The organism is Streptoalloteichus hindustanus (assembly GCF_900129375.1).
Taxonomy (GTDB): domain Bacteria; phylum Actinomycetota; class Actinomycetes; order Mycobacteriales; family Pseudonocardiaceae; genus Streptoalloteichus; species Streptoalloteichus hindustanus.
Genome location: NZ_FQVN01000002.1, coordinates 569,120 through 592,015, shown reverse-complemented (window position 1 = coordinate 592,015; position 22,896 = coordinate 569,120). Strand labels below are relative to the sequence as shown.

Genomic DNA, 22,896 nt, shown 5'->3' with positions numbered 1-22,896 from the left:
GAGGGCATCCCTGCGGGGAAGCCGACGGCGGTGGAGGCGCGCATGCGGTCGCTACAGGCCGACCTGGCCGAGCGGGTGCGCGGGGAGGTGCGGTTCGACGCGGGCACGCGGGCCGCCTACTCCACCGACGCGTCGAACTACCGGCAGGTCCCGGTCGGGGTCGTCATTCCATCCACTGTGGACGATGCGGAGAGGGCGGTTGCCGTGTGCCGGGAGCACGGCGCGCCCGTGCTCGCCAGGGGCGGCGGAACCAGCCTGGCCGGCCAGTGCTGCAACACCGCCGTGGTCCTCGACTTCACGAAGTACTGCCACCGCCTGGTCTCCGTGGACCCCGACCGGCGCACGGCGCTGGTGGAACCGGGCATCGCCCTCGACGAGCTGAACCGACTCGTGGCCGGACACGGGCTGATGGTCGGCCCCAAACCCGCCACGCACGTCTCGTGCACGGTGGGCGGGATGATCGGCAACAACTCGTGTGGATCGACCGCGCAGGCCTACGGCAAGATGTCGGACTCCGTGCTGCGCCTGGAAATCCTCACTTACGACGGGCTGCGCACATGGGTCGGCCCGACCGTGGAGGAGGACTACCAACGCGTTCTGACCGAAGGTGGCCGGAAGGCGGATCTGTACCGGGGTTTGCGGGCGCTGCGGGATCGGCACCTGGCCGAGATACGCACTCGCTATCCGGACATCCCACGCCGTGTCTCCGGCTACAACCTGGATTCCCTGCTGCCCGAGAACGGCTTCGACGTGGCTCGCGCGCTCGTGGGCAGCGAGTCCACATTGGTCACAGTGCTGCACGCGGAGATCACACTGTTCCCCGTCCCGCGCGAGCGGGTGTTGGTCGTGTTGGGATATCCGACCATTTTCGCCGCCGCCGACGCGGTTCCCGCCGTGCTGCCCCACCGCCCCGTCGCGTTGGAGGGGCTGGACCGCCAGCTCGTGGAGCTGGAACACACGCAGCGGATCGCCAGTGACGCCATCAGGCAGCTACCGCCGGGCGAAGGCTGGTTGATGGTGCAGTTCGCGGGCGACGATCACGACGAGGTCGCCGAGCGGGCCCACCGGCTCGTCGACGACGTGAAACGGCACAGCGACAAGGTGACCGTGGCGTTTCTGGACGACCCTCGGCACGAGGACCAGCTCTGGCAGGCCCGCGAGGCCAGTCTGGGCGCGACCGCCTTTCCCCGTGGTGGCACCGAGACGCACGAGGGATGGGAGGACGCGGCGGTGCCGCCGGGGCGGTTGGGCGCGTACCTGCGGGACTTCCGGGAGCTGCTGCGGGAGTTCGGCTACCAGGACGCCTCGCTGTACGGCCACTTCGGCCAGGGCTGCGTGCACACCCGGATTCCCTTCGACCTCAGAACCGCCGACGGCGTCGCCGCCTACCGGAGGTTCGTCGAGCGAGCCGCCGACCTGGTGGTCTCCTACGGCGGATCGCTGTCCGGCGAGCACGGCGACGGGCAGTCCAGGGGCGAGCTGCTGACGCGGATGTTCGGCGAGCAGATCGTGGCCGCCTTCGGTGAGATGAAGGCCCTCTTCGACCCGGACGACCGGATGAACCCCGGCAAGGTCGTGCGCCCCAATCCGTTGGACGGCCAGCTCCGCGAAGGCGTCGACTACCGGCCGGCCCAGCTCCCCGTGCACTTCGCCTATCCCCGCGACGGACACCGGTTCAGCCATGCAGCGGCGCGGTGCGTTGGCGTGGGCAGGTGCCGGGGCCTCGACGGCGACGACGTGATGTGTCCGAGTTTCCGCGCCACACGAGAGGAAGAGCACTCGACCCGTGGCCGAGCCCGTCTGCTGTTCGAGATGGTCCGGGGCGAGGTGGTGTCGGGCTGGCGCTCGACGGAGGTCCGCGACGCGCTGGACCTCTGCCTGGCCTGCAAGGGATGTCGCAGCGACTGCCCGGTGGGCGTGGACATGGCCACCTACAAGGCGGAGTTCCTGTCCCACCACTACGCGCGCCGGCTCCGCCCCCGCGCGCACTACTCGATGGGTTGGCTCCCGCTGTGGGCGCGCATCGCCAGCCTCGCGCCCGGCGCGGTGAATTCCCTGACTCACGCGCCGGTGCTGGACCGCTTGGCCAAGTGGGCGGCCGGAATCTCCGCCGAACGCGCTCTCCCCTGGTTCGCCGAACAGAGCTTCAGCGCGTGGCACCGCCGCCACTCCCCGCCACGGTCCGATCACCGGCGGGCCGTCGTGCTGTGGCCGGACACCTTCACCAACTACTTCCACCCCTCGGTGGGCCGTGCCTCCGTGGAAGTGCTGGAAGACGCGGGATTCCGGCTCGCCATCCCGCGTTCGACTGTCTGCTGTGGACTGCCGTGGATCTCCACGGGGCAACTCGGCGTGGCCAAGCGGGTCCTGCGCCGGACCCTGGCGGTGCTCCGACCCGCGCTCCGGTCGGGCACGCCGGTCGTGGTCGTCGAACCCAGTTGTGCGGCCGTGTTCCGCTCCGATCTACCGGAGTTGCTGTACGGGGACGAGGATGCGGCCCGCCTGTCCGGACAGGTCAGGACGCTGGCTCAGCTCCTGGTGGAGCGGACGCCGGACTGGCGGGTTCCCGTGGGGCGCAAGGCGCTTGTCCAGGTGCACTGCCACCAACACGCGGTGCTCGGGTTCGACGCCGAGCGAAACTTGATGAACCGCTGCGAGGTTGACGCGACAGTGTTGAAGTCAGGTTGCTGTGGCCTTGCGGGAAACTTCGGGTTCGAGCGGGGACACCACGCCGTGTCAATGGCGTGCGCGGAACACGCCCTGCTTCCCGCCGTACGCGACGCCGACCGGGACACACTCGTGCTGGCCGACGGTTTCTCCTGCCGAACGCAGGTGGCGCAGGCCGACACGGGACACGTGCCGCTGCATCTCGCGGAGATTCTCGCCGCTGGGGTGCGTCTCCAGAACTCCGCAGGGGCCTGACCAGGGAGTACCGGATCACCCGCTCCGCCAGGTGGCGGACGGACAGGTGTCGTACCGTCGGACCATGGTGCGTGAACACCTGGTGATCTCCGGCCGCGTGCAGGGCGTCTTCTTCCGCGACTCCTGTCTCCGGGCCGCGACCAGACACGGAGTCGCCGGCTGGGTCCGCAACCTGCCCGACGGCCGGGTGGAAGCGGTGTTCGAGGGCGACGCGGACGCCGTGTCCCGCATGGTGACGTGGGCGCACGAAGGCCCGAGGGACGCCCACGTCCGACACGTCGAGGTGCGCGAGGAACCACCCGAGGGCCTGACCGGCTTCCGCATCCGCTCCACGCCTCGGTTCGGTTGACGGCGTCCCGGCTGACAAATCCCTTCGCACCAAGACTCCGGTGGACCGACAATTCCGGCTTCGACCGACAGCAGCCAGAATCCCGGGAAGCGGTGCCGACGATGACCCTCAGGTTCGCGCTTCTGCGTCCGCCAGCTCTCCCCGCCGGCCCCTACCCGAGCGAACTCCCCGAGAACGAGGAGGATTACGACCACTACTTCTGTCTGATCGCGTGCACCAGCGTGGAACTGGGGGACACCGGCTACCGCTTCGTCGCCGGCGGCTTCGGGCCGTCCGAATGGGCTGTGGACACGTACGACCTGTCCACACTGGTGGAGGAGCTGCCCGAACTGCTCCAGGCCCTCCGGCGCGGGGCGGAGTGGTCGGTGGACATGTACGCGCCAGGCCTGGAGCGGACTCTCCGCTTCCGGCCACGCGGCACAACCGTCTGGGTCTCCTGCGAATCCCGCACCTCCTGGCGGCCCAACCCTCCGGACGAGCTGATAGGCCACGCGGCGCTGGAAGACATGCTCACAACGCTGGCTACCGATTACGGCAGAGCGCTGAAGGACATCGGCTCCGGTTTCGCCGAGCTGGAACCTTTTCCTTCCTGGCGATCCGGCCGGGTCTGAGCACCGGATCAGTCCTCGGCCCGGCCGAGCGGTCCTTCTCCTGCCCACCAAAAGACAGGAGAAGGACCGCTCGGATCAGTATGGAGCGCGCCGGTTCAGCGGGCCTGTTCGGTCAGCTCGGACCACCGGCGCCAGGGCCGGAAGAAGTCGTCCGGCCACTCGTGCGCGGGCACCTCCGGGGTTGCCGCGGGCTGGTTCACGGTGCGCACCATCAGCCGGCCCGCGCTCTCCTGGCTGACGAGGGAACCGGAGTCCGGTCCCGTCTCCTCGTGCCGGAACGAGCCAGGCAGACCGAAGAGCGGGTGCAGCAACGCGTCGACGATCTCCCGCTGGGCCGGACCGGCCGGCCACTCCACCAGCCAGAGGTCCTGCGCCGCCCACTGCGTGAGCCAGGACGCCGAGTTCCACAGTGGACTGCGGCGAAGCACCGCGCTGCCGAGGTCGGCCGGGCCGGCGACCCGCTCCCCACTGTCCACATGAGACCGTTCGGCCGAGGTCAGGCGCTCCGGGGACTGCTGCCACAGCCACTGGGGCGTGATTCCCCGCAGTGCCAACCACTCCTCCACGAAGACGACGCCGGCATGCCACGTGCGGGCGGACACTCCCGCGAGCACGACCTTGGCGTCGGCGCCGAGCAGGAACAGCTCGACGCAGCGCGGGTGCTGGCGGTGCCGCAGACCGGCGAGCCCACTGAGCTCCCCGTCCTGAGCGCTGGGCAGCAGCCCGAGCAACAGCGGGCCGAGCGCGTGCTCGTGGAGATGCAGGGTGAGCGTGTGGTGTGGGGCCTTCTCCAGCTCCACGGAGCGGATCGCGTGCGCGGGCCGTGCCACACTCACCGGCGGCCGCAACGCCAGTGGTCCGCCCGCGTTCGCGGCCGCCAAGGCCAGGCCGGCCTCCAGCTCGCGCTGGGCGGCACCCGCCTCGGGGAACAACGCGCGCCGCAGGTCGACGGGAACGGCCACGGGGTTGCCCCGGAGCAGATTGACGAGCAGGTCGCGCCGCTCGACGTCCAGCGTCTCGGTCACGGCGCGCACCGCGGGAACGACCTGGCTCGACGTCTCGCCGGTGTACCGGCGACGCAGGTCGACAAGCTGCTGGGTCAGGGATGTTCGTGACATGACTGTCCTCGCTACCGCCGCCCGGCTCGGCAGGACAAGGACGCCGTGTCGCGTCGGAGGTGGCCAGCAGTTCGTGGACGAGGGTGCCTCAACCCTTCGGCGGATGTGCCACTCGACTGCCGGGGAGTGGCTCCTGCCCTGCGTTCGTCCGCACGCACCGGTCACGGTATCACCAGCCGACGACCGGGCCACACTGCCGCGATCGTCCACCTCGGCCGTCCCAGCCCGCGGGCGCGGGAGGGCTGAACGGGTGGACTTCGCGCCACCACCAGCGTTTCCCATTACCGTCTGAAACTTGTGCGGCACACAGCGTTATGCATCACGGCATCGGCCCTGCTGACGACGGCCTGCGGCCCCGAGACGAGGCCACCCGCGCCGTCCGGAGCCGACGGTGTGTGCGTTACCCCCAGCCCACCCCCTCCCGCCCGCACGGGACCACGGCGAGGAGTGCGCGGGGTGCCCGCCGAGGGTGCGGCCGAACATGCGTCCCTGAACCATGATCGGGCCGGAACCACCGGGAAGCGAGACGCGATGGGCGAGCCGAAACTCGACAGTTGGGGCGCGGCCCGGGTCATGGCGCGGATCGGCCGATTGGTCGCGGACCGGGCCGGCCACCAGGACAGCGACGGCCGCACGTGGTGGTTCCACCCACCCACCGCCGATCTGCCGGAGATCGTCGTGACATTCGGGCGAACCGTACTGGTGACAGTGGGCGACCTCGCCCACGACGAGGACTACGCGACCGCGTTCGAGTTCCACGAGACCGCCGAGGTGACCTGGCTGGAAGCCATGGTGATCGCCGCGCTGAACGGCGGCTGGACCCGGATCACCGCCTACACGGCCAATGGCGACCTCGTGGAACGCCACGCGGAAATCGACGCCCCCGGCTGGAAGATCGGCGCACGACCGGTGTTCCGCCACCCGGACCGCCGACTGGCACTCCTGGTGACACACCGAAAGTCCGAACCACTCCCAGCCTGGCCACGGATGTGATCACCGCGTTTGCCTCCAGCACACCGGTTTCGACCGCATCGCAGTGCGGTCGGCCGACGGCACTGGGGTTTCGCGGCCCCCTCGGGAGCAGTCGCGACCCTCACCGACCCCGAAGGCCCGGTGCTGCCCTGCCTCACCAGCAGGGATCGGTTCTCCACAGGAAGAGCACCGGGGCTGAGCGGACCGGCGAGGGGTGACACGCCGGCGGGGAGCTTCGGGACCTACCGGGGTGACGGCCAGCGCTAGAGGTTCCAAAGCCGGCGCTACCTCCGTGCGGGGCTGGCTGGCAGGGTCTCGGTCGGGCTGGTGGCGAACACGGCCGTGGCCAGTGTGGCCAGCGGTAGCAGGGATGTCTAGTGCGACAGCGGGCACCAGGGAAGGCGGCCGGAAGGCCGGGAGATCAGGGGCAGCGTCGGCAAGGCATGCTCGTCACGCGCATGTAGTCCATGTGCCTGGCGTCGGACGAGCAGACAGATGCGGCCGAGGCTAAACCGCCACTCGCACCAGTCAGCACAGGGCCGGATGCGGCACGGTTCGCGTCCGATCGGGCACAGCCCGTAGTCAGGATTCGGGGTGTCGCTTGTGGAGGGTCAGGTGGCGGCGGTGAAGCGGTGGGACAGCTTCCGGAGGTGCTCGGCGAGTTCTGGGGGCGACTCGACCTCGAAGTCGACGTCGAGCATGGCGACGGTGAAGGCGACCATGTCGTAGGAGTCCGTGGGGAGTTCCAGGAGGCAGTTGTGGTCGTCGATCGGGGTCACGATGCCGTCGACGCGGCCGGTGATCTCCGACGCCGGGGTGTGCACTCGCAACAGGCAGCGGTGGGGCCACATCTCGAAGCCCATTGTCCGGCGCAGGTAGGCCACCACGTCGCCGTCCGGTGGTTCTCTGCGGGCGAAGCGGGGGCCGTTGGGGGTGCGGAGTCGCATGCGGTCGACCCGGAACGTGCGCCAGTCGCCTCGGTCGACGTCCCAGCCGACCAGGTACCAGCGTCGGCCCCAGGAGGCCACGCGGTGGGGTTCGACCTGGCGGGTGGACGTGGTGCCGTCGTGGCTGACGTAGTCGAAGCGGAGCGTTTCGGAAGTGCGGATCGTGGCGGAGATCGCTGTGAGGGTGGCGGTGTCCACAGTGGGGGTGCTGCTGGCGGGCATCGCCACCATCGCACGCTCCAGGGTGCTCACCCGCTGCCGCAATCGACCGGGGAGGACCTGTTCCACTTTGGACAGTGCGCGCAGTGACGCTTCCTCGATGCCCGCCACGCTTCCGCCGGCGGCGCCCTGCAGGCCGATCACCACCGCCACGGCCTCGTCGTCGTCCAGCAGCAACGGGGGGAGCGCGGCGTCGTCGCCGAGCCGGTACCCGCCGGCGGCCCCCATGGTGGAGTGGACGGGGTAGCCCAGCTCACGCAGGCGATCGACGTCGCGCCGCACAGTCCTGGTCGTCACCCCGAGCCGGTCGGCCAGTTCCCGGCTGGGCCAGTCCCGGCGCATCTGGAGTAGCGACAGCAGCCGCAGCAGCCGGGCGGAGGTCTCCAACATGGACACACGATGACACGGATTGAGGACCGCCGTTGTCCTACTCGGACCGCAGGCTGGGGTCATGCAGGCAGTGACACCCTTCCGGATCGATGTTCCCCAGGCCGACCTCGACGAGCTCAACCAGCGGTTGGCGCGTACGCGGTGGCCCGACGAACTCCCCGGCGTCGGCTGGGACTACGGCGTCAACAAGGACTACCTCGTGGAGCTCGTGCGGTACTGGAACACGGACTACGACTGGCGTCGGCACGAGGCGCGGCTCAACTCCTTCCCGCAGTTCACCACCACCATCGACGGGCAGAACATCCACTTCCTGCACGTCAGGTCGCCGGAGCCGGACGCCACTCCGCTGATCATCACGCACGGGTGGCCGAGCACGGTGTACGACTTCCTGGACGTCATCGGTCCGCTGACCGACCCCCGCGCGCACGGCGGGGACCCGGCCGACGCCTTCCACGTCGTCGCCCCGTCGGTGCCCGGCTTCGCCTTCTCCGGCCCGACCCGGGAGGTCGGGTGGGGGTCGAACCGGACCGCCCGCGCCTGGGTCGAGCTCATGAGCCGGCTCGGCTACGAGCGCTTCGGCGCGCAGGGCGGCGACTTCGGCAGCATCGTCTCGCCCGAGCTCGGCAGGGTCGCCCCGGACAAGGTCATCGGCATTCACGTCAACGCGTTGGCCAACGCCTCCACGCCGACCAACGACACCGACATGGACTGGCTCGACGAGGCCGAACGGGAACAGGCGCGGGCGCAGGAGCTGTGGTGGTACGAGCACTCCGGCTACGCCACGCAGATGGGCAGCCGGCCGCAGACGTTGGCCTACGCGCTCAACGACTCGCCGGCCGGGCAGCTCGCGTGGAACCTGGAGTGGTTCGTGGACTGGGATCCCACGCGCACCGACCAGACCCCGGTCGACAGGGACGCGCTCCTGACCAACGTCACGATCCTGTGGCTGACGCAGACGGCGGGGTCGGCGGCCCGGATCTACCGGGAGGCCGGGGCGGAGGGCTGGGGCGAGCGCCCCGCGCCGTCGCCGGTGCCGACCGGGGTGGCGAACTTCCTGGGCGACAAGGCCATCCTTGGTCTCGCGGAGCTGTCGAACACCATCACGCACTGGTCGGAGTTCTCGCGCGGGGGCCACTTCGCCTCGCTCCAGGCCCCGGACCTCCTGGTCTCCGACATCCAGGCGTTCTTCCGGTCCCTCCGGAGCCGGTAGCCGACCACTGCGGCGCGCGCGGAAAGCCCGTCCGCGTGCGCCGTGCACGGCTGGCACGATCTGGCTAATGGGCAGCTTTCCCGCACAGGCGCGACGCGTTCGCGACCCCGAACTCCCCGCCGCACAGCGGTTGTGGGCGTTGCGGGGATGCGTGCTGTGCTTCGCTCCGTACGGGTTCCGCGCCACCTGGCACCATCTGGTGGTCTCGGCCGGAATTCCACCGCGACTCGCGGACGACCTCGGTTCTTTGGTCCGCGCCGCCGACGAGTTGGAGCAGGCGCGTCGTCTGGTGTTGCCGCACGCGCGACGGTACGAGGCGCTCCGCCGACAGGAGAAGGCCGCCGGGCGACGCGTTCCGGACCGGCCAGCGCCGGGAACCTCCTGGGGTTGGAGCCACCTGGCCTACTGCCCTGACCCGGAGAAGCACCCGAGCGACCCGCTTCCCGTGGTCGTCCGCCGTGTCCTCGAAGCTCGGTCGGGCGCACACGTCGCCCCTGATCGCTGCGTGGCCTGCTGGAGTCCCACCCGCCCCAACCGCACCTGTGTTCACTGTGGAGTGTGTTCCGGTGGGCCTGGTCGGGTACCCACCCCCGACGCGCACACCCGAGAGCGGCTCCAGCGGCGTTGGCAGCTGATCTGGAAGCGAGACTTGGCCGAGCTCGCCAGGACAGCGAAGAACATGGAGAAGCCGCGCTGACGGTCCGTCCACTCTGGACTTACCGTCAGCGCGGCTCGGGGCACATCAGGTCGCCAGCGGCGGGAACTGGCGTCGGAGGTCGACCACCTGGGTCGGTCCCTGCACCCAGGCCAGGGGCGCGTAGTGGACGTGGACGCCGTGCGGCTCCTGGAGCAGCGGCCTGCCCCGCGAGTCGCGGGGCCACTCCACCTCGCCGGTCAGCGTCCTGGCGGGGATCAACCAGTAGTCCCCGGTGCGGTAGACGCCGTCCTTGGCGAACCAGACCTGGACGCCGTCCTCCAGGTCGATCCACCCGCCCTCCTGGACGCGCAACGCGCCCTCGTCCGCCTGCGGAGCACCGCGGAGCCCGGTCGCCCGGTGGTCCCACCGGCGCAGGAACGGGTGGCGAGCGGCGTCCCGCGCCACTCCGGCCGGCGGCTCGCCGGAGAGCTTCACCCGGCCCGCCTCGGTGTCGACGTCCTCCACCCGCAGCAACGGCGACGCCAGGTCCCGCGCGACCGCGGCGTCGTCCAGGACCTCGACCCAGTCCCCCACGTCCAGGCCGAGCTTGCCGTCCCGCCCGAGCGCGGTCAGCGTGACCCACACGCCGGCGACCGCCCTGATCCCGAACACGACGCTGCCGTTCTCCCGCGACCACGTGAAGGTGGCCGGCTTCGGCCCGCCCACCCGGCCCCCTCGGTGCACCTCGACCCGGTAGAGCTGGTTCTCCGGGCCCCGGTAGCGGGAGTCGGGCGCGACCAGACAGGCGTCCTCTGTGGACGGTGGCTCGTCGGTGCGCGCGGCGAGCCTGCCCGTGGAGCGCGCGGCGCCGACCCACCGCTCGAACGCGGCCCGCACCTGGTCGGGTCCGGCGTCCCCTCCCGGGTCGAAACCGTCCTTCTTGGACAGTGGCAGCACCTGCCACGCGACCTTGGTCCGCACCGTGGTGTCGGGCAGGGTCACACCGAGCGCGGACTCCCGGATCGCCGGGTCCTGCACCGCCGTGACCAGCGCCTCCCACACCCGGACGTAGGCAAGGAAGGGCGGGTCGGGCAGGTGGTCGATGTCGTTCTCCCGCCCCCGGTAGGCGTCCGGCTGGTCCCAGTAGGTCCAGCCGGCGGGCGCCGGGGCGGCGGCCGGGTTTCCGGTGTCGGCCGGCGCGTCCTGGGGCGTGGGGTCGGCCACGGCCTGGCCGGGGACCGGGCGGGACGAGTCGACCAGGATGCCGTCCACGTAGTACCGGCCGGGCGAGATCTCCAGGTTCGCCGGGTCCTTGCCCTTGGGCTGGTAGCTCAGCCCGAAGCCGGCAGCGCCCCGGGGACCGCCGTGCGGCCCGACGAGGTCACGGGTCAGGGTGCGGGCCAGGTGCAGGTTCAGCAGCGCCTGTTCGTTGGCGTCGGAGTCGAGCTGGACCCTGCCCTGCTGGGCGAGCACCGCGGAGTAGCGCTTGTCCGGCCGGAACACCAGGCGCGAGAAATCGCCGTGCATGCATCCTCCTCACGAGACGTGGACGATCCCGGCATCCATGCCGGCGGGTAGGTACTCCTCAAGCCGCGCACGGAGGTTGTCCTCGCGCTGGGGCTGGAACAGGTCGTGGAAGGCGCCCATTTCGGCGCCGTCCTCGGCACCGCGGGCGATCTCGGGCGCGACCCCCTCGGCGAGCTGGCCGTAGCCGGGGGTGCCGTACCGGGTGCTGGTGAACCGGGGCCGCACGCGTTGTTCGGCCACCACGAGCAACCCGGGCAGCTCGGCCGGGTCCAGTTCGCCCGAGGCCGCTCGTTCCCGCAGTGCCGCGAACACTTCGTCGGGCTGACAGCGATAACGACGGGGAGTCCGGGAGTTGGTGGGGACAGAGCAGAAACGGAGGCAGCCGACGCCCCTGCGGGCCACGTGCAGGAGACCGGTGAACAGGCTGTTCTCCCCGATGCGCACGGCGTGCGTGTGCACCTCGCCCAGCACTGTGCTGCGGTGGATGAAGAGTTCCGCGTGGGCGTGCCGGCAGTCCGGCCCGGACAGCGCCTCGCGGCGGGGTCCGGTGGCGTCCAGGATGCTGTCGGCGATGTGGATCGGCAGCGGATCGGCCGTGACCTCGTCGGCGATCACCAGGATGGTGCCGAGCACGCTGTGCTCGATCTGCACGCACGCGGTGGTGTTCTCCAGCACCAGGCTCGGCTCCTCCGGGTGCAGCGGCGCGCACTCCGGCTCCAGCGACCAGCCGGGCACCAGGGTGCAGTGCCGCAGGACGACCTTGCCGAGCGGTCCGCAGACGTTGACCCCGCGCCCGGCGACCAGCAGCCCGTCGAGCACCACCTGGCTCACCCGGGACCGGCAGTCCGCCTCCGGGTCGTTGCCCTGGCCCTGACCCTGGCCCTGGCCCTGGATCTGACTCTGGGCCTGTTCCTGCCCCTGTTCCTGGCCCTGCTCTGTCTCCTGTGGACGGTCGACGCCCCGGACGTTCAGCGCGTCCGGCCGGTTGCTGTACCAGTCGAGCAGCCGGATCACCGGCCGGGCGCCCTCGGCGGCCCGCACCTCCAGGTACTCGCCCCTGGCGAGCACGAAGTCGATCTGCTCCTGGTACGCCCCGCTGTGCGTGATCTCGATGACCGCGGTCGCACCGGCGCGGCCGGCCTTCTGGTCGGCGCGCCAGCGTTGGTACGCCTGCGTGATCCGGTCGTTCGCCTCGCCCGGCCCGACCCGGTACCGCACGGCGTCGCGGGGTGTGGCGCGCTCCCTGGCGTACTCCCCTCCGCCCATGTCCGCACTGAAGGCGTGGTGGTAGGTCACCCACACCCCGTGTTTGGGCGCGGAGCGGGAGCTGAAGGCGATCCGGCCCAGCACCGGGTCGACGGCGACCTGGTTCCCGCGCGGCCGGTAGCGCCAGCCCGAGAGGTCGGCCACCACCACGTCCCGCAGCGGCACGGGGTGGTGCTCGCCGTCGCGCCAGATCTCCACACTCTTGCCGGGGCCGTAGTAGTCGGCCAGCCGATCCGCCATGGCCCGGCGGCGGATGAAGGCCGGGACGTTCTCGACGTCGGCGATGTGGCTGGCGGTGGGCTCGGGAACGGGTTTGGTGACCAGGGGAACGTCGTTGCCCAGGATGGAGAAGGTGAAGAGGTTGCGGGCGCGGTCGATGCAGTAGGCCGGCGACCGGGTGAGCGAGTGGGGCAGCAGCCGCCACACGAACACGCCGACCGCGGGCGGCGAGTGCCGGCCGACCCGGCGTCGGCCGTCGATCCTGGCCGCCGTGGGCAGGTGCGCCGCCTCGTCGAAGGGCGAGCCGAGCAGGTCGAGGTCCGCTCCCCGGCGCAGGTCCACGTACCGGGCCCGGTCGGCGGCCAGCCGGCGGGCGACGGCCGTCCCCTCGGCCGGCAGCAACCGCACCGGCTGCGTCGCGGCGAGCAGCCGGTGGAACTCCACCGCCCTGGCCGGCCAGTCCGCGACCGTGCGGGCCACGTTCTCCAACAGCGGCAGCGTTCCCTTGCGGCGGCGGTTGGTCACGGTGTCGGCCACGTCGCGGCGGGGCGCGAGCCGCGCGGCCAACCGGCGCGACGCCTCGCCGCCGTGGGCGACCGCCTCCTCGTAGCCCCGCAACGTCCGGTAGCCCACGAGGTCGCCGACGTAGGGCACCGCCCAGTCCTGGCAGGTCTCGACGAACCAGTTGTCGTAGAGCCGCGCGATGTCGTCCTCGACCAGGTTGAGCTGTTCGGCGAGCACGGCGAGCAGTGCCCGCAGCGCGCCGCCGGTCTCGGCGTCGCGTTGCCGGTGGTACTGCGGCAACAGCGAGAACAACAGGTCCGGGTCGGCGCCAACCAGGTTCCGTTCCTCGCTCACCTGGCCTCCTTGAGGATCAACGTGTCCGGCACGGTCGGGGACAGCAGGACGAGCTGGGCGGGCCGGACACCGCGGAACACCACGACGGACCGGCCACGGGGCAGCGGGGTGGCGTCGGTGATGTCGGGGTTGAGCCGCACCAGCTCCGCGACGGTGATCCCGTGTTTGGCGGCGACGGCCGTGAGGGTCTCGGTCGCCGAGCCCGGCGGTGGGTCCACTGTGTACCGCTCCTCCGCGAAGTCGGCCAGCCGGGCGGGAACAACGGTCTCCGGTGTGGTGAGCCGGCCGGCCAGGTGGAGCAGGCCGAGCGGGGTGAGGTTCCCGGGAACCCCGGTGAACACGTCGACGTCGACAGCATCCACACCGGACACCGCCTGCGCCGCCGCCAGCACCTCGGAGAGGTACGCCGGTTGTCCGAGCTCGCGCCGGCGGAACCCGAGCCGGTCGAGCAGGGCGGCCCGCACCGCCGGCTCCACGATCTTCCAGGAGTGGTCGGGGTGCACCCGGACGCTGGCCACGACCACCAGCATCACGATCTCCCGCACGGCGACGGTCACCGGGAGCTGGGCGTCCCCGTGCGCCACCAACGCGCGGCGCAGGGTCGTGACGACCTCGGAGTCCGGGAACAGCGGGACGTCGTCCACACCGGACACCGTGACGTGCACGATCTCCCGTTCCCCGTCGAAGAGCCGCCGGGCGTCGGCCCGACCGATTCCGGCGCGGGCTCGGGCGAAGTCGGCGTAGTCGGGCACTGACACCAGCCGGTCCAACGCGCTGACCCGCAACGGGATGTTCCGGCGGAGCAGTCCGGCGTCATCGCGGTCGGTGCCCCCGGTCGCCGGCAACGGGTTGGTGACACCGGAGACGCCGAGCGGCCGCGTGGTGATCTGGGTGATCTGGCCGGCGGCCACGTTTCCGGCGCGGCCGAGCCCGACCCGGTAGCGGGCGCGGACGTTCTCCACCCCGGTGGGCAGGCGGGCGCCGTGCGCGCCGTCGCCGAAGCTGACCTTGGTGGTGTCCTTCTCTCCGGGGCCGGTGACGTAGACGTGCTCGTCGGGGCGCCGACCGGCCAGGCCGTCGACCTCGTGCCAGCGCACGCCGTCGACCCGCACCTCCAGCGTGCTGGCCGCGCCGAGCGGGGTGTCGGCGGCCAGCCAGGTCAGCGGCCCCTGGCGGAGGGCGAAGCTCTGGTTCGGTTTTCCGGCGTCGCCGCTGCCGATCGGCTCCTCCCTGGTCGCGCCGTTGGTCGCGCGCACCACGTTCCCGTGGATGGTCACGGTCTCGCGGCGGTAGCGGTAGGCGAGCTCGTTGGCGAGGACGATCGTGGTGTGGACCGCGTCGCCGGGGCGCTCCGGGTCGACGGTCTGCCGGACGCCGGCGATCATCGCCAACTCCGTTCCCCGTACTCCGGCGGGCTTTCCCGGGATGTCGGCGCGTTCGCCGCTGACGATCAACCACCGCCCGGGGGCGAGGCCGTCGTACAGCTCGGCCAGCTCGACCTCGTCGCCGCCCACGTCCTCGGTCACCGGTTCCGTGGCCAGCGCGAGGTCGTCGCCGCGCAGGTAGATCGTGGTGTCCCTGATCTGCGACAGGCGCGTGTCGCGGCGGTCCAGCCACGGCCGGTCCAGCACCAGCTCGGTGACCTTGCCGCTCATGCCGAACGCCTGCTTCGCCACCGTCCGCACGTCGGTGACCCTGGCCATCACCAGGGCCAACGTCCGGTCGCCCGGGAGCTGGTCCAGCTTGCGCGGCCGCTCGATGACGACCCAGCTCCCGACGCCGACCCCCTCGTAGACCGCGTCCAGGGTGAGCACCGTGCTCGGCACCAGGGAACGGGTCTCGAAGGACAGCTCGACGAAGGCGGGTGCCTTGTCGGTGGCCTTGACGCGCCGCACGACAATCTTGATCCAGCGTTCCTCCTTCGGTTCGTGGTGCCAGAAGGTGCGCTGGAACTCCTCGGTCAGGTCCTCCTGCCACTGGCCGTCGTCGGGCAACCGGACCCGGACCTTCTTGTCTGCGGCGGGTTTCCCGAAGCCGATCCGCCGCTCCGGGAGGTGCTTCAGGAAGGTCAGCGTCAGCTCGCCGGTGTCGGCGGCGACCGCGTACCGGACGCTGCCGGGTCCGAAGTCGACGTCGCCCGGCTGCTTCAGGTCGTCGATGACCTCGCGCCAGGCGTTGGCCCCCAACTGGAAGGTCAGCTCGACGCCGGTCGGGCCCGCCGCGCCGTAGGGCACCTTCACCGAGAGGTTCAGGTCGGCGTCCAGCGCCCATTCCTCGTGATCGACGCCGCCGCCCTGTCTCGGCACGGCCTTCAACGGCGCGGTGGCGCCGAAGGGAGTGGCCACGGCGCGCATCGCGATGAGGCTCTGGAGGGCCAACGGCCGGGTGAGGTCTACCCGGCGCCACGCGCGGTAGAGCCCGTCGCGCAACCTCGGATCCAGGGCGGCGAGGAGTTGGGCGCCCAGGTCCGACCCGGGCGCGAAGATCTTCGCCGGGTCCCTGGTGAGATCCCGCGCGGAGCCGGGCGGTTTGCCGGGGGCCGCCCGCAGCGCCCCGAGCAACGCGCCCAGTCCGAGCACCGCCGGGCTCGTGGGCGGGGCCGGCGAGGGAGCCCCGTTTCCGCCGCCCTGGTCGGTTTCCCCGTCGACCGCCTCGGCCGAGGAGCCCAGGTCGAGCGCGGCGTGCAGCGAGCCGTTCGGGACCAGGGCGGGCTTCGCTTCCGGCGGTTGCGGCGGTTCGAGCTGCCGGGCCAGCCTCCGGAGCTCCGACAGCTCGGCCTCCCGCTTCTTCAGCCACTCCCCGACGTGCCGGTAGTGCTGCGCCAGGGTGATCGTCTCCGCCAGCCGCTCCATGGCCTCGGCGAGGGCGTCGGCGTACTTCGTCGGCGTGTCCAGGGTCTTCCGCCGGTTCCACAGTGGAACGATCACGTCGTCCACGAACCGGTTCAGGATGGCGCTGCGCCGGACCTCGTCCGGCCGCCGGTCCGGCTCGACCAGTGGTTCGAGCAGGGTCTCCAGCCGGGTGGCGAGCAGTTCGAGGGTGGCCAGCGCCGGGCGGGGCAGGCCGATCACGGTGATGTCGTTGTCCCGGTCCAGCTCGACACCGGGCACCACGACCAGTTCCTGGCGGCCCACCTCGCTGCCGAAGACGAACAACAGCCGGTCGCCGGGCCCGAGGTTGGTCGCCACTCCGGCGACGTGGATGGATTCCCGTCCCCGCAACCGCTTGGGCGTGATCTGGTAGGGCCGGCGGCGCCGGACCTTGAGCTCGTTCCACGCGGCGCGGGCCACCAGGTCGTCGCCGGTCTCGAAGACCTGCGGCTCCTGGCCGGGCCCGGGAACGCTCTGGGTCCGCGACCCCAGGGGGATGCGCACCTCGAAGTCGTTGCCCTGCCGGGGGTCCGCGTCGACGGTGTACGCGAGGTAGGTTCCCGCCGCGACGCCCGGACGCGGGTGGTGGCCGACCAACCGTCCTAACAGGACCAGCGAGCGCTCCTCCACCGCGGTGCGGAGGTACCCCTCGTTGGCGATCCGCTCGGTGACGAAGGTGAGCAGGTCGGCCAGGACGGCGCCCGCGTCGAGCAGGCCGATCGCCGGATCGTCCGGCGTGCGCACCGTGAGGTCGCGCAGGGCCGGGTGGGCGGGGCTGGACAGCCGTGCCCGCATGGAGTCGAGGAAGTCCGGGTGCGTGCCGGTGCGGTAGGCGACCGCCGACAGCGCCGGCGGGTTGACCACCTCCACCGGCGTGCGCAGGTCCGTTCCCTGGCAGCACTGGCAGCACTGGCAGCCACAGCCGGTCATCTGCCGCCTCCGATCACAAGGGACAGCCGGCCGTTCTCCGGCCGGTCGGGGTCGTTGTCCAACTGGGCGATCTCCAGCGGCCCCAGGCGGAGCAGGCCGTCGGCGAGCTCTCCGGTGTCCCGGCCGAACCTGCGGCGCAACCGGGTCACCCGCGCGGAGACGATTCCCGGGACGGCGGCGGTGACGGCGACCAGGCGGCTGACGCGCACCGGCTCGCCGAAGCCGAGCAGGTCCGGGTGGAACAGGCCGAGCCGGCCGTCGGGCAGCACGCCGGTGCCCAGGGCCGCCCGCACCGCGGTCAGCACGTGGCCGCGCTGGTAGCCGGGCGCGACGCAGAGCGTCAGCTCGACGTCCAGGGGCACGAGCCGGGCCGGCCCGACGGCCACGGCGTGGCCGATCCGGCGCACGGTCTCCAGCTCCCGGGCCACCGCCTCCAGGAGCGCGGGCCTGGGCGTGTTGGCCGGATGACGGTCCACTGTGGAGCGAAGTGGGGTGGCGGGAACGACCGCCACCCGCACCTCGCGGCCGGAGCCGGTCCAGCGGATCTCGGCGGCGGCGCGCCGGACGCCGGGAACCCGGGCGGCCAGTTCGGCGTAGTCGGCCGGGGTGACCGCGCGCAGCAGCGTGCGGCGGGGAGCCAGCGGGGCGAGCTGTCGGACCTCGTCCATCGGCTCCGGCTCGATCCCGCCGACGGCGGCGAGTGGATTCCGCACCCGGGTCACGCCCTCGCTCCTGACGTCCCCGCCGCTGCCCTCGCTCCCGTTCTCGTCCTCGTCCGGTGCCGAGAGCGTTGCCGCGCAACAGAGAACGAGGTGGTTGATCGCTTCCGGGCCGACGTTGCCGGCGACGCCGTTGCCCACCCGGTAGGCCACCTCGAAGGTCGCGCCCGCCGGTGGGCGCGCGCCGTGCCGGCCGTCACCGAACCGCAGCGCGAGACGGCCGACGCCGTCCGGCCCCTCCTCCAGCTCACCCACGAAGTGCCGGTCCCGGGGACCGCTGGCCAACAGGTCACGCCGTGGGGTCCACTCCAGCCACCGCTCCACGTCCGCCGAGGATTCGCCGGCCTCGTCGGCCTCTTCGGCCTTGTCTGCCTTGTCTGCCTCAACGGCGAACCGCGCCTCGCGGGTTCTCGCCACGACCGCGGGCAACGCGGCACGCGGATCGGTCGACACCGCCGACCGGGCGGAACCGGCCAGCACCGTCGACTCCGGGTGGAGGCCGCCGGCGTAGCCGACGCCCCAGCTCTGCGTGATCTCCCAGACGATTCCCTCGTCCAGCACGGTTCCGGCCCTGGCCCGCGCGACCAGCACCGCGAGCCGCTGGACCTTGGCCCACAACAGTTCCGCGCGGCGGGCCAGCAACTCCCGCAACGCCTCCACCGGGCGTTCCCCGATGTTCAGGTCGGCCAGGACCTTCTCGCCGAACAGGATCGTCAGCTCGCCGAGCTGACCCGGGGTCGGGGGCCGGCCGCCCCGCACCTGCCGCCACAGCTCCTCCAGCCGCGCCCGCACCCGGTCCGGGATGGCGACCAGGATTTCGGCCTGGCCGGCGGCGACGAGAGTGGGCAACGGGAACGGAACGCGTTGGGTCACCGGCGCGTAGCGCAACACCGGGCGGAAACGCGGCCGCAGCGGCGGATACGTGACCTGCGCCAGCAGAGAACGTAACGCGGCGTTCTGCTCCGGGGTCGTGCCGGGCAGCACCACTTCCCGGTTCTGCTGCCCGGGTTCCAACCGGATCACGATGCCGGCTCGGGACACCGCCGGCTCGCCCAGCACGCTGTTGAGCTCCCGCACGACGTCCGGGGTCAGCGCGGTGCGCTCGTCGGTCTGCCGGATGAGCGACTGGACCAACGCGACGGCCGGGTCGTCCTCGCGCCGGTCCGGACAGCCGAAGGCGGGCGGCGCGCAGTCCGGAGGGGACACCGGAGCCGGGGGCGTGGTGATCTCCTCCGGCGCGCCGCCGCAGGCGGTGAGGCCGCGGCCGTGGTCGACGAGCACCACGTTGCCGCGCGCGACGCTGACGTCCTCGATGAGGCAGCAGTTGGGGCCGCCCCTGGCGGACAGGCAGAGGTCGAAGGCGAGCGCGTCGTCGACGGCCCAGGTGACCTCCAGGACCGGCTGGTCGTAGAGCTCGTCGACGGCCGGCGTGACCGAGATGAGCCGGACCGCCTGCCGGTGCCGGGGATCAGCGTCGGCGACGGCTCCGGTCCGGGGGCCTCGCACCTCCTCGAACACGAGGAGATCGCCGGGGGCGAGCCGCAACACCCGATCGCGTCCGGTGGGCGCGCCGGAGCTGTCGTCTCCTTCTCCTTCTCCTTCTCCTTGGCCGGCTTGGCTTCCCCGCGAGCCGCTCTGCGGGACCCACTCGTCGCGCAGGGTGGCGGAGGTCGATCCCCGGGGAAGGCAGCACTCCGCGTCGCCCCACGTCCACAGGCGGATCGTGTTGTGCGACCGGCGAACGGTGAGCGGCGCCCGCACCAGGGGCTCGAAGATCTCCAGAGCTGTTCCGGGCGGGAGGCGTTCCAACTCCTCGTCGGAGAGCACCGGTCCCAGTTTCGGCCGCTGCACGGGGTCGAGGTGGCTGACGTCGATCGCGGCGAAGCGGAAGTCGTCGGCCGACAGCGTCAGGTTCCTGGTCGTCTCCAGGACCACGAAGGTCCGCGCGTTGCAGCCGTCGTGCATCGCGTAGTCGACCAGCCGCGTGTGCCGGCGGACCGAAACCCGGCTGCGCGCGGTGTCCAGGTACGCCTCGGTGGCCACCGCGTCCTGGTAGTAGCTGAGCTGGTCGCCGACGTAGGCGAGCACCTCGACGAGGGTGACGCCGAGGTCGGGCGCGTGCCGCTCGACCCACTCGGGGACGGTGAGCACGAGCCGGTCCAGCAGCAGGCGGCGCAGGCTCTCGTAGTCCCGGGCGGTGTAGTTCACCGCCGGGCTCGGTCGAACCGGCACCGGGCGCGGCGCGACGGCCGCGCAGTCCACATCGGACGGACAGGGGCCCTGGAAGTCGAACCGGGCCCGGTGGTACCGGACGTCGAACCCGGGATAGGGCTCGGTGCCGGGCCGGCCGTAGGCGTCCGGCACGACCACGCTGAGCTCGTAGGTCGACGTGTCACCGCGCTTGTTGACCGCGATGTGCACGCGATCGTCGACGCCGGGCTCGTCGTGGCTCTCCACGCGCACGTCGAGCGCGACGATCCCGCGCACCCGCCGTCCGCCGTCGATGCGGATGTTGGCCGGCTGGAGCTGTTTGGGCGCCTTGCCGAGGAACGTGACGGTGAGCGTCAGGCCGTCGTCGCTGACCTCCACGCTGTCGACGCCGTTGCGGCGTCGGGCGCGGACTCTGTCCCGCCGCCGGTCCACGCCGCAGTCCACCCCGCCGCGATCGACCCCGCCGCGGTCAAGCGAGTCGTTGGTCGTCATCACACTCCCCTCCGCTCGAACACGTCGTCGCGGCGAGTCCCGGTCGGCAGGACGACGTAGCCGAGGTGGACCCGGACCACGGTGTCCTCGCTGACGACCTCCAGGGTCGTGACCTCGATGACGTCGCCGAGCCAGCGCTGGAGGCTGGCCTGGACCGAGAGCTGGAGCGCGGAGGCGAACTCCGGGCTGGTGGGCGCGAACACCAGGTCCAGCAGCCCGCAGCCGAAGTCCGGTCGCATGACCCGCTCGCCGGGGCTGGTGAACAGGAGTTGCTCGATCATGTCGCGGACGTGGTCGTCGTAGCCGACGTCGGCGGTGCGTCCCCTGCTGTCGACCCGGAACGGGAAGGCCACGTCGGTGCGTCCCGGTCGCGTCCTGGCTGGCACGGGTTCCACCGCGCGCCGGGTTCCCCGTGCGCTCACAGGCCCACCGCCCTCTGTTGGACCACAACGACGTGCGGCGCGCCCTGCGGAATTTGCTCGGCGCTCTGGCACAACCCCACGGAGCTGTTGAGGATCGCGGGTGAGCCGTTGACCCTGATCCGGCCGGAGGGCGTCACCCACCGCACGGTGACGCAGGGCTGCGGCTTGGAGCCGACGGTGAACCCGCAACCGGCGATCGTGTCGACGTCGGCGAGCGTCGCCACCGGCTGCCCGCCGACCAGCACCCGCGTCTGCGCCGGCGAGATCGTGGCCTGACCGCCGTGGGGACAGGTGATGGTGGCGTTGACGTGCAACAGATTTCCCGACACTGCTCTCCCCCTCAGGTCACGACGAGCGCGCCCTGGTTGACGGTGACGGTGCCGCCCACCAGCGAGATGGACGCGCCCTGACCGGTGGTGATGACGATCCCCTTGTCGCTGATGGACAACATGGCCCCCGCGGCGGTCTTCAGGGTGATGCCCATGCCGCCCGGTTGGTCGGACAGCACGACGGTGTGCTGCCCCTGGGTCTGGAGCAGGATGTTCGGCGAGTTCGGCGGCCCGGCGTGCGCCAGCGGCGGCACCTCGGCGGCCGAGCCGTACCAGCACCCGCTCCAGATCGGGTAGTTCACGTCGCCCTGCTCGAACTCGACCCACACGCCCGCGCCGACCGGGGGGACGACGTACTGGCCCATCCCCGGCCCGGCGACGGGCAGGCACGGCATCGCCCATGACGACGGGGTGTTGCCGAGCACGTCGGGCACCTGGGCCTGGATGCGGGCCATCCGCATCGGGTCCACGTTGGTCACGACCGTCCCCCGGTACTTGCCGAGGTACCGGTTGGGTTCTGGACTCATCGGCTTCCTCCCGGGTCGGTCACGGCCGGACGATCGGGTGCAGCGGGATCAGGCCCTCGCGGGCGAGGGTGAAGTTCTGGGTGTAGGAGCCGCGTTGGAGGTTGTGCGTGACGCTCTTGACGTAGTAGAGGCCGTCGTAGGCGATGCCGGCGCCCCGGACGCCGACCAGTTCGCGGGGGCGGAGCACGTGGCCGTAGCGCACCACGTCGAGCTGTCCGGAGCCGGAGACCGCGTCGGCGGACTGCGCCGCCTGGGCCAGGGTCTGCGCCAGCGCCTGCGGGGCGTCCTTCTTGGCGGTGTCGGCCACGACCTTCTTCTTCAGCGCCGGGGCCGGCCGCACCGTCAGCGGTGGGCGCAGCACGCTCACCTCGGGCACCGGCAGCACCGCCGCGACCTTGGTCACCGGGATCTGCACCCGGGCCACGGGTTGCTCCCGCGCCGACCCGTCGAGACCGAACGTCATCTGATCCACTGTGGACAGACCGTCGGCGTTGACGGTGAGCGCCGGCTGCGGGACGCCCAGCCGGACCTCGGGCCCCCAGTAGCCCCGGCTGACGCCCGGAGCCGGCCCCGGGTCCAGGTAGAAGACGTAACCGTTGGCCTTGGCCAACTCGGTCAGGTACCCCAGGTCCGTGCCCTTCTGGAACTCGATGCGCTGGGTGGGCATCGGCGCCTGCGGGAACAGCTCGGGGATGACCAGTGGGGTGATCCCGTACCCCGCGTACCGCGCGATGATCGCGGCGACGCGGGCGGCCGGCGGCATCGCGGGGAACGGCACGCCCTCCCGCTCCTCCAGGTCCATCAACACGGTCAGGTCCTCGCCGGTGACGGTGAGGGTCGACTGCCCGGGCTGGTTGCTGACGCCGACCTCCTGGCGGATGCAGATCCCGTCCATGAGCACCGTGGGCGTGCCGCGCACGGTCGCCACCAGGATCACCCGCGTCGGCGGGTCGAAGAAACCGGCCGGCAGCAACGTGGTCCGGATCAGGCCCCTGGTGGACAGGTCGAAGGAGAGCTGGAACCCGCTGCGCTGCCCCGCCGTGACCGTCACCTGCGCGGACAACAGGGCGTCGGTGACCTGCCTCGGCACCGGGGCCGGGATGCGCGGCCCCATGAGCAGCGTGAGGTGGATCGGCGCCAGGTCAGCCATG

General features: G+C 71.7%; 15 protein-coding genes. 5 read left to right on the top strand and 10 right to left on the bottom strand.

Features of this window, described 5'->3' with window-relative positions:
* Nucleotides 1-42 precede the first annotated feature (42 nt).
* From BUE43_RS08105 to BUE43_RS08095, 3 genes are all read left to right on the top strand, one after another.
* Complete coding sequence (locus BUE43_RS08105) at nucleotides 43-2,922, top strand: FAD-binding and (Fe-S)-binding domain-containing protein (RefSeq protein ID WP_073481005.1); 2,880 nt, start codon at nucleotides 43-45, stop codon at nucleotides 2,920-2,922.
* Between the two features lie 64 nt (nucleotides 2,923-2,986).
* Nucleotides 2,987-3,271 (top strand): acylphosphatase, encoded by a 285-nt coding sequence (locus tag BUE43_RS08100; protein WP_200797411.1) that lies wholly within the window; start codon nucleotides 2,987-2,989, stop codon nucleotides 3,269-3,271.
* A gap of 101 nt (nucleotides 3,272-3,372) precedes the next feature.
* A complete protein-coding gene (locus BUE43_RS08095; protein ID WP_143174021.1) occupies nucleotides 3,373-3,882 on the top strand; it encodes a hypothetical protein in 510 nt (169 codons plus the stop codon).
* A 95-nt stretch (nucleotides 3,883-3,977) separates the two neighbouring features.
* Here the strand turns inward: BUE43_RS08095 and BUE43_RS08090 are convergent, their stop codons facing one another.
* The gene (locus tag BUE43_RS08090) at nucleotides 3,978-5,000 is read right to left on the bottom strand and encodes a hypothetical protein (RefSeq protein WP_073480734.1); all 1,023 of its coding nucleotides are present in this window, start codon (nucleotides 4,998-5,000) and stop codon (nucleotides 3,978-3,980) included.
* 456 nt (nucleotides 5,001-5,456) lie between these two features.
* Here BUE43_RS08090 and BUE43_RS08085 point away from each other — a divergent pair, with 456 nt between their 5' ends.
* Complete coding sequence (locus BUE43_RS08085) at nucleotides 5,457-5,993, top strand: hypothetical protein (protein WP_143174020.1); 537 nt, start codon at nucleotides 5,457-5,459, stop codon at nucleotides 5,991-5,993.
* A 590-nt stretch (nucleotides 5,994-6,583) separates the two neighbouring features.
* Here the strand turns inward: BUE43_RS08085 and BUE43_RS08080 are convergent.
* Nucleotides 6,584-7,528 carry a helix-turn-helix transcriptional regulator gene (locus tag BUE43_RS08080; protein ID WP_073481003.1) on the bottom strand — a complete coding sequence of 315 codons (945 nt, stop codon included), beginning with the start codon at nucleotides 7,526-7,528 and terminating at the stop codon, nucleotides 6,584-6,586.
* A 61-nt stretch (nucleotides 7,529-7,589) separates the two neighbouring features.
* Here BUE43_RS08080 and BUE43_RS08075 point away from each other — a divergent pair, with 61 nt between their 5' ends.
* On the top strand, nucleotides 7,590-8,738 hold the full coding sequence (locus tag BUE43_RS08075) for an epoxide hydrolase family protein (protein WP_200797410.1): 1,149 nt from the start codon (nucleotides 7,590-7,592) through the stop codon (nucleotides 8,736-8,738).
* A 742-nt stretch (nucleotides 8,739-9,480) separates the two neighbouring features.
* On the opposite strand, the gene BUE43_RS08070 is transcribed toward BUE43_RS08075, so the two are convergent.
* Genes BUE43_RS08070 through BUE43_RS08035 form a run of 8 tightly spaced genes read right to left on the bottom strand, consistent with a single transcriptional unit; the run spans nucleotide 9,481 to nucleotide 22,895 of the window.
* Nucleotides 9,481-10,902 carry a DUF6519 domain-containing protein gene (locus BUE43_RS08070; RefSeq protein WP_073480732.1) on the bottom strand — a complete coding sequence of 474 codons (1,422 nt, stop codon included), beginning with the start codon at nucleotides 10,900-10,902 and terminating at the stop codon, nucleotides 9,481-9,483.
* Nucleotides 10,903-10,911: 9 nt separating this feature from the next.
* Nucleotides 10,912-13,245, bottom strand: coding sequence for a hypothetical protein (locus tag BUE43_RS08065; RefSeq protein WP_073480731.1), 2,334 nt, complete (start codon nucleotides 13,243-13,245; stop codon nucleotides 10,912-10,914).
* Nucleotides 13,242-17,045: a putative baseplate assembly protein gene (locus BUE43_RS08060; protein WP_073480730.1), complete on the bottom strand. Its 3,804-nt coding sequence runs from the start codon at nucleotides 17,043-17,045 to the stop codon at nucleotides 13,242-13,244. The genes BUE43_RS08065 and BUE43_RS08060 overlap by 4 nt, the downstream gene beginning before the upstream one ends.
* Nucleotides 17,042-20,467 carry a putative baseplate assembly protein gene (locus BUE43_RS08055; RefSeq protein ID WP_083959448.1) on the bottom strand — a complete coding sequence of 1,142 codons (3,426 nt, stop codon included), beginning with the start codon at nucleotides 20,465-20,467 and terminating at the stop codon, nucleotides 17,042-17,044. Before BUE43_RS08055 ends, BUE43_RS08060 begins: the two co-directional genes overlap by 4 nt.
* Nucleotides 20,467-20,853: a GPW/gp25 family protein gene (locus tag BUE43_RS08050; RefSeq protein ID WP_073481000.1), complete on the bottom strand. Its 387-nt coding sequence runs from the start codon at nucleotides 20,851-20,853 to the stop codon at nucleotides 20,467-20,469. The genes BUE43_RS08055 and BUE43_RS08050 overlap by 1 nt, the downstream gene beginning before the upstream one ends.
* A 32-nt stretch (nucleotides 20,854-20,885) precedes the next feature.
* A complete protein-coding gene (locus BUE43_RS08045) occupies nucleotides 20,886-21,218 on the bottom strand; it encodes a hypothetical protein (protein ID WP_073480729.1) in 333 nt (110 codons plus the stop codon).
* Nucleotides 21,219-21,229: 11 nt separating this feature from the next.
* Complete coding sequence (locus tag BUE43_RS08040; RefSeq protein ID WP_073480728.1) at nucleotides 21,230-21,745, bottom strand: phage baseplate assembly protein V; 516 nt, start codon at nucleotides 21,743-21,745, stop codon at nucleotides 21,230-21,232.
* Between the two features lie 19 nt (nucleotides 21,746-21,764).
* Nucleotides 21,765-22,895: a hypothetical protein gene (locus BUE43_RS08035; RefSeq protein WP_073480727.1), complete on the bottom strand. Its 1,131-nt coding sequence runs from the start codon at nucleotides 22,893-22,895 to the stop codon at nucleotides 21,765-21,767.
* Between the last annotated feature and the right edge of the window lies 1 nt (nucleotide 22,896).

What these genes read in the sequence shown, in the direction of transcription:
- BUE43_RS08105 (WP_073481005.1), top strand. Translation starts at nt 43, where the DNA reads ATGCGGTCGCTACAGGCCGACCTGGCCGAGCGGGTGCGCGGGGAGGTG.
- BUE43_RS08100 (WP_200797411.1), top strand. Translation starts at nt 2,987, where the DNA reads ATGGTGCGTGAACACCTGGTGATCTCCGGCCGCGTGCAGGGCGTCTTC.
- BUE43_RS08095 (WP_143174021.1), top strand. Translation starts at nt 3,373, where the DNA reads ATGACCCTCAGGTTCGCGCTTCTGCGTCCGCCAGCTCTCCCCGCCGGC.
- BUE43_RS08090 (WP_073480734.1), bottom strand. Translation starts at nt 5,000, where the DNA reads ATGTCACGAACATCCCTGACCCAGCAGCTTGTCGACCTGCGTCGCCGG.
- BUE43_RS08080 (WP_073481003.1), bottom strand. Translation starts at nt 7,528, where the DNA reads ATGTTGGAGACCTCCGCCCGGCTGCTGCGGCTGCTGTCGCTACTCCAG.
- BUE43_RS08075 (WP_200797410.1), top strand. Translation starts at nt 7,590, where the DNA reads ATGCAGGCAGTGACACCCTTCCGGATCGATGTTCCCCAGGCCGACCTC.
- BUE43_RS08070 (WP_073480732.1), bottom strand. Translation starts at nt 10,902, where the DNA reads ATGCACGGCGATTTCTCGCGCCTGGTGTTCCGGCCGGACAAGCGCTAC.
- BUE43_RS08060 (WP_073480730.1), bottom strand. Translation starts at nt 17,045, where the DNA reads ATGACCGGCTGTGGCTGCCAGTGCTGCCAGTGCTGCCAGGGAACGGAC.
- BUE43_RS08055 (WP_083959448.1), bottom strand. Translation starts at nt 20,467, where the DNA reads ATGACGACCAACGACTCGCTTGACCGCGGCGGGGTCGATCGCGGCGGG.
- BUE43_RS08040 (WP_073480728.1), bottom strand. Translation starts at nt 21,745, where the DNA reads ATGAGTCCAGAACCCAACCGGTACCTCGGCAAGTACCGGGGGACGGTC.
- BUE43_RS08035 (WP_073480727.1), bottom strand. Translation starts at nt 22,895, where the DNA reads ATGGCTGACCTGGCGCCGATCCACCTCACGCTGCTCATGGGGCCGCGC.